At 49.6% G+C, this 5,955-nt stretch carries 6 protein-coding genes and 1 pseudogene; all 7 read right to left on the bottom strand.

What is annotated here, in order from left to right; translation table 11 throughout:
• Nucleotides 1-344: 344 nt before the first annotated feature.
• A complete protein-coding gene (locus J2T37_RS11375; protein ID WP_253355988.1) occupies nucleotides 345-1,547 on the bottom strand; it encodes a multidrug effflux MFS transporter in 1,203 nt (400 codons plus the stop codon).
• A gap of 158 nt (nucleotides 1,548-1,705) precedes the next feature.
• On the bottom strand, nucleotides 1,706-2,551 hold the full coding sequence (locus J2T37_RS11370; protein WP_253355986.1) for an aldo/keto reductase: 846 nt from the start codon (nucleotides 2,549-2,551) through the stop codon (nucleotides 1,706-1,708).
• Between the two features lie 79 nt (nucleotides 2,552-2,630).
• Nucleotides 2,631-2,804, bottom strand: a complete 174-nt coding sequence (locus J2T37_RS11365) for a hypothetical protein (protein WP_253355984.1) — start codon at nucleotides 2,802-2,804, stop codon at nucleotides 2,631-2,633.
• Between the two features lie 26 nt (nucleotides 2,805-2,830).
• Nucleotides 2,831-3,775: an iron-containing alcohol dehydrogenase gene (locus J2T37_RS11360; RefSeq protein ID WP_253355982.1), complete on the bottom strand. Its 945-nt coding sequence runs from the start codon at nucleotides 3,773-3,775 to the stop codon at nucleotides 2,831-2,833.
• A gap of 24 nt (nucleotides 3,776-3,799) precedes the next feature.
• A complete protein-coding gene (locus J2T37_RS11355; protein ID WP_253355980.1) occupies nucleotides 3,800-4,216 on the bottom strand; it encodes a nuclear transport factor 2 family protein in 417 nt (138 codons plus the stop codon).
• Nucleotides 4,217-4,481: 265 nt separating this feature from the next.
• Entirely contained in the window at nucleotides 4,482-5,789 is a 1,308-nt protein-coding gene (locus J2T37_RS11350) for an NTP/NDP exchange transporter (protein WP_253355978.1), read from the bottom strand.
• 90 nt (nucleotides 5,790-5,879) lie between these two features.
• A pseudogene (locus tag J2T37_RS11345) lies at nucleotides 5,880-5,955 on the bottom strand (IS1595 family transposase); the annotation flags it as partial.

The raw sequence follows: 5,955 nt of genomic DNA, 5'->3' as shown, positions 1-5,955 counted from the left end.
TTGTTTTGCTTATAAGGGCTCAGTCGACTTTTTTTCATGGGATTTATTCTAAATGATTTTGAATAAATCTAGTTATCTAGTACAGCCCCTAAAATATTTCAGTTGTTTGATTTCCATACGCTTACCTGCACGTGCCGTTTGATTGTGAGAAATAAAGAAATTGGATAACAGATTAACACCGCCGGCGAAGAAGATAAACAAAAATGCCGTCTGAAAAAATTTAATTTTATCCGCAAGCTCACTTATTCGTTCGCTTAACTATGAGGGGTTATTTCCACAATGCGCAACACTGAAAATTTTTCAGACGGCCTTAAAATTTTCTAAAAGTTGACCGCGCTTTAGCTTTATTCGCATAGCGCAAACCGTCTGCATTTTTGCGGTAATCTTACCCAGACGGTTACCGCGCTTAATGCGGTAAATACCGCCATCATTACCATCATGACCAAGCCGCTGTTGTCGGGGAAGGCCGCAAGCAGCAGGGAGGAGATAATGCCGCTGCCGTATTGCAGTGCGCCGATGAGGGCAGAGGCGGAGCCTGCCATTTCCGGCACTTTGTCCAAGGCCATCACATTGGCGCTGGCGGCAATCACGCCGTTGGTGGAGAAGAAAATGAATACTGCCAGGATAATGCTGTAAATGCCGCCCATATGCAGCCACACCAGCGGCACGGCGATTAAAGTGGCAAGGGTGGCGATGAGGGTGGCGGTTTTCAATAAAGTGTCCAAGCTGAATTTGCGCACCAGCGTGCGGTTGACGAAGCTAATCAGCATGACGCCTACAATATTCAGGGCAAACAGATAGCCGTAATGTTGCGGTGCCACGCCGAAGTGGTTGATATAAACCATTGGCGAACCGGCGATAAAAGCATAAGCCGCCACATAAAACAGGGTGACGCACATGGTGTAGCGCATAAATTCGCGTTTGCCCAATAAAGTGCGGTAATTTTTGAAGGTATTTAGTAGCGAACCTTGGCTGCGGCGTTCGGTGGTATGGGGTTCCGGCAACACAAACAGGGCGGCAAACATCACCAAGCTGATAAGGGACAGCAACCAGAAAATATTGTGCCAAGTGCCGAATAAAATGATTTGACCGCCAAGTAGCGGGCCGATAATCGGCGCGATGGACATAATCATGGTAAGCGTGGAAAGCATTTGCGCCGCGCGGGTACGCTCGAACATATCGCGCACCATTGCCCGCGCTAACATCGGGCCGGTGCAGGCGCCGAAAGCCTGAAACACGCGCCAAAACACCATTTGCGCCATATTGTCCGACATGGCACAACCCACCGAACCGGCGGCAAACAGCAGCATACCGATAAACAGCGGCAGTTTGCGCCCGATTTTATCGCTCACCGCACCCCAAAACAGTTGCGCAAAGGTAAAACCGATAAGAAAGCCGGTAATGGTCAGCTCCGCATCGCCGTGCAAATCTTGCGCCATTTGCGGCATGGCGGGCAGGTAAATATCCGTGGTAAGTGAAGTTACCGCCATCAGGCTGCTGAGAATCAGCAGTAAAAGCAGACTTGATGTATTTGATTGTTTAGACATAACATCCTCTTTGTTTCGATTGAATATGGTTTTATTATAGTGAGTGAGGATTGATTTGATTAGCCGGTAAAATTTGCATAGACTTATGAAATTTTTTGCATAATAAATGCCGTCTGAAAAAATTTTCAGACGGCATTGGGTGTTATATCAGCAATGAATTACAGCTTGTAATTGGCAAACAGCATCTCTACAAAGGTCGGGTCTTGCAAATCGGCAATCAGCGGTTTGCCGGTATCCAATGCCTTAATTTGCTGCATTTCGTCTTCGTTTAAGGCAAAATCAAACACCGCGAAATTTTCTGCCATACGCTCTTTGCGGCTGGATTTCGGAATGGCGACAATGCCGTTTTGCAAGAGGAAACGCAGCGCCACTTGTCCTGCCGTTTTGCCGTATTTGCTGCCGATTCGGGTTAAAACCGGATGGCTGAAAATGCCGTTTTGACCTTCCGCAAAAGGTGCCCAGGCGGTCATCACGCAGTTGTATTTTGCCAAAGTCGGGCGCACATCGGCGCGTTGTGAAAACACATGTCCTTCGATTTGATTCATCATCGGCGGGATTTCGGCGAAGTGGGCGATGTCGATAAAGCGGTCGGCGCTGAAATTGCTTACGCCGATGGCGCGTATTTTGCCCGCTTTATAGGCTTCCACCATGGCGCGGTAAGTACCGTAGTAATCGCCGAAAGGTTGGTGAATCAGCAATAAGTCGATGTAATCCGTTTGCAATTTACGCAGGGATTCGTCGATGGAGGCGGCGGCCTTTTCGTAGCCTGCGTTGCTAATCCATACTTTGGTGGTGATGAATAATTCCTCGCGCGGCAGAGCGCATTTTTTGATGGCATTGCCCACGCCTTCCTCGTTCCAGTAGGCTTGTGCGGTGTCGATGTGGCGGTAGCCCACGTTGATGGCGTCCAGCACCAAGTGTTCAGCATCTTCCGGCGGTACTTGAAATACGCCATAGCTCAGTTGTGGCATTTTTACGCCGTTGGATAAAGTCAGATAATCCATATTGCTCTCCTTATATTTTCGATAAAAGTGCGGTGGGTTTTAACAAAATTTTCGTAAAACCGACCGCGCTTTTCAGTAATTACTCTGCCAATGCCAGCACTTCGGCGATGGCTTTACGGCTGTAAATGTCGCTCATTTGCCAATCCACGGCATTTTGCGCGGCATTGTCCAACACCGCTTCCAATACCTCTCCGGTTACGCCCACTTGCGCCAAGGTTGTCGGTGTGCCGATTTTGTCAAACCAGGCTTTCAAGGCGGCAATGCCTGCGTCGGCGCGGTCTAGGCGAAGATTTCTTTGGCAAAGCGTTTGAATTGTGCCGGATTGCGCGCTTTCCACCACGTCATCCACGCCGGCATTACCACAGACAAGCTCGCGCCGTGCGGGGTGTCGTTGACTGCGCTCATGGCGTGCCCGAACATATGGTTCGGATAGCTGAAACCGTGCGTACCTACGTAAGTCAAGCCGTTTAATGCCATGGTCGCCGCCCAAGCGAAATCACCGCGCGCGTCCAAATCTTGTGGATTGGCAAGCAGGATTTCGGTGGCTTTGATCACGGTTTTGATGTTGGCTTCGATCAACATATTGATGATGTCCGGCTGCACGTCGGCAGTGAAATAGCCCTCGATGGAGTGGGCAATGATGTCTGCGGCGGAATACACCAGATAATCGCGGCTGACTGTGGATTGCAAAGCGGGATTGATGACTGAGACTTTCGGATACAGCAAAGTACCGTGTACGCCGTATTTTTGTTTGGTTTCGTCATTCATTACCACGCCGCCGTCATTCATTTCGCTGCCGGTGGCGGCAAGGGTCATAATATCGAAAATCGGTAAGGCGTCTTCGATGGTTTTACCGCCGAAAAAATCCCATACATCACCGTCGTATTTCGCCCCTGCGGCGATGGCTTTGGCGCTGTCCAAGCAGGAACCGCCGCCGATACTCAAAATACTGTCTGCGCCGTTTTGTTTGGCAAGGGCAATGCCTTCATTGACTTTGCTTAACAGCGGATTGCTTTTCACGCCGCCGAGTTCCACAAACTCAATGCTGTTGGCAGCAAGATTTTCGGTCACATCGTCAAACAAACCGGATTTTTTAATCCGTTCGCTGCCGTATACAATTAAGGCTTTTTTCACGCCGAATTGCGCCATAAAATCGCCCATTTGTTTTTCTTTGTCCGCACCGAATTCGATACGGGTCGGGTTGTAAAAACTGAATGAATACATCATTTGCTCCTTATTTTTTGATTCTTAATACAAACTGGCGATGCTGCGGTCAATCCGCCAGCCCTTGTCGGTTAAGGTGAAATCCACGGTTTGCTGTAAACGCCAGACATTTCTTGCGCCCCAAATATTGGCATCGACCAAATTTTGTGACACCAAGGTGGCGTGCGTGCCGTTGATTTTCAGATCCGTATTTTCTTCTTTAAATTCAAAATATTTCATCGATCCCGACCGCACTTCAGCGAGCCACTCGGCTTTCGGTTGTTGATAGCCGGTGATGTGGGTCAAGGTGAAATGATCGTCCAATAAACGATCCATTGTGGCGATGTCTTGTTGCACCGCTGCCTGATTTAACGCACGGAATTGCGCTAAAGGCGACTCATCTGCCGCCAAAATACTTTGGCTCATCGCTGCTCCTAATAAAAACGTGAATACTTTGTTCATGGCATAGCCCTCATTTGATGAAAACTATTTTACGCTTTTAATCAGAAAGAAAAATAGGGGATTTTTGATAAGGTTTAGAAAGGAAATTTCTTAATGTGAATGAAGAATGCCGTCTGAAAGTGCGGTCGGTTTTGAGCGGGTTTTATTCACAAGCTCACTCGTTCGCTTGCTCCCTTCTTCGGGGTCGTTGCTTTGCAATGCTCAAAAATTAAAGCCTTGTCAGACGGCATAAAAACTTGCTGAAAAACCACCGCACTTTGCAGATTTATTGTGCTTTGCCCCTTGCTTGCTGCCGTCCCAGCCACCAAGCCAGTAGCAGCCAAATGGCGCAGAAGGGAACGGCGATGGCGGCGATGGTGCTGCTGCCGAGCCCGAGGGCGAGCAGTCCGGCGTAGCTCCAACCGGCGATTTGGTCGCCGCTGCGATAGACCACGGTATCGATAAAGTTTTTGGTTTTGTAACGATCCTCACGCGATACGGCAGTGTAGAGCACTTCGCGGGCAGGGCGGGCGAAGGCGAAATTGACGACCCGGCGGATGACCTGCACGGCAACGAACAAGCCGAGGGAAGCCGGTGCCAGCGCCAGTGCGCCGAAGCCTGCCATACTCACCAGCGGTAAGATACACAACAACAGAGTAATGCCCAATTTGCCCATCAGCTTGCCGGTCAGGAACAGTTGGAACAGCAGCGTTAAGGCGTTGACCCATAAATCAATCTCGGCAAAAAATGCGGTGCGGCCGACGCGGTCGGTAAAATATTGTTCCGCCAATGCCGCCTGATGGAAATACAGAATTGTCCCCGTCATGGCGTAACCCAAAATAAACAGGGCAATACCGCACAAATAAGGCGAACTGAAGGTATGTTTCATACCGCTGAGCAAGCCGCCGCCCACAGGCTTTGCTTGCGCTTGCCGCGTTTGTTTGTCCTCCTGCGCATCGCCGTATTGTTCTAAACGCTTGGCGGATTGCACCGCCAGTTCCAGCAACGCCACGGAGACCGCCATCAGCCAAATCTGCCCGATGTGTTCCACCAGAGCCGAAGTCAGCGCAGAACCGGCGATACCGCCCAAAGTCGCTCCTGCCGCCAAGAGTCCGAACAGGCGTTTGCTTTGCGCTTCGCTGAAAATATCCACGGCAAACGACCAAAACACCGACACCACAAACAGGTTGAACACTGACACCCAAATAAAAAATATCCGCCCTGTCCATAGCTGCCAAGCGGAGGGAGCAAAAGCCGTCAGCAAGGCAAAAAGAATAAGGTGCAGCATAAAAAAGCGGTAGCACAAGGGAACGAAACGGCCTCGCGGCAGACGTTTGACTACCCAAGCAAACAGCGGACTGACCGCAATCATCGCCAATAATGTACCGCCAAACAGCCACGGCAGATTACGCACACCGCCCGCGACACCCAGCTCGTCGCGAATCGGGCGCAAGACGTAATAAGCGAGAAACAGCGAAAAAATATACAAAAACGCCCAACAGACCATGCGGATTTCAGCGGGCTTAACAGAAAATAGCCGTTCGTACCACGGCATACGGACATCGCTTGCGGCGGCTTTAATTTTGGCAGACACAACGGTCTCCTTGTTGATGATTGAGGATGAAAAACGGTCTATCGACAAGGCGACAGACCGTCTGAAAAATTAAGGGGCTGTACTAGATAATTAGAGCAAATTACCTTTTACTAACTGTTTCAAAATAGAAATTTGAGATTTTATTTCACTGTTGTTAAAACGCCAT

The organism is Neisseria perflava (genome assembly GCF_024170405.1).
GTDB classification, from domain to species: domain Bacteria; phylum Pseudomonadota; class Gammaproteobacteria; order Burkholderiales; family Neisseriaceae; genus Neisseria; species Neisseria perflava_B.
This window is presented reverse-complemented; position numbering and strand designations above follow the sequence as displayed.

What these genes read in the sequence shown, in the direction of transcription:
- J2T37_RS11375 (WP_253355988.1), bottom strand. Translation starts at nt 1,547, where the DNA reads ATGTCTAAACAATCAAATACATCAAGTCTGCTTTTACTGCTGATTCTC.
- J2T37_RS11370 (WP_253355986.1), bottom strand. Translation starts at nt 2,551, where the DNA reads ATGGATTATCTGACTTTATCCAACGGCGTAAAAATGCCACAACTGAGC.
- J2T37_RS11360 (WP_253355982.1), bottom strand. Translation starts at nt 3,775, where the DNA reads ATGTATTCATTCAGTTTTTACAACCCGACCCGTATCGAATTCGGTGCG.
- J2T37_RS11355 (WP_253355980.1), bottom strand. Translation starts at nt 4,216, where the DNA reads ATGAACAAAGTATTCACGTTTTTATTAGGAGCAGCGATGAGCCAAAGT.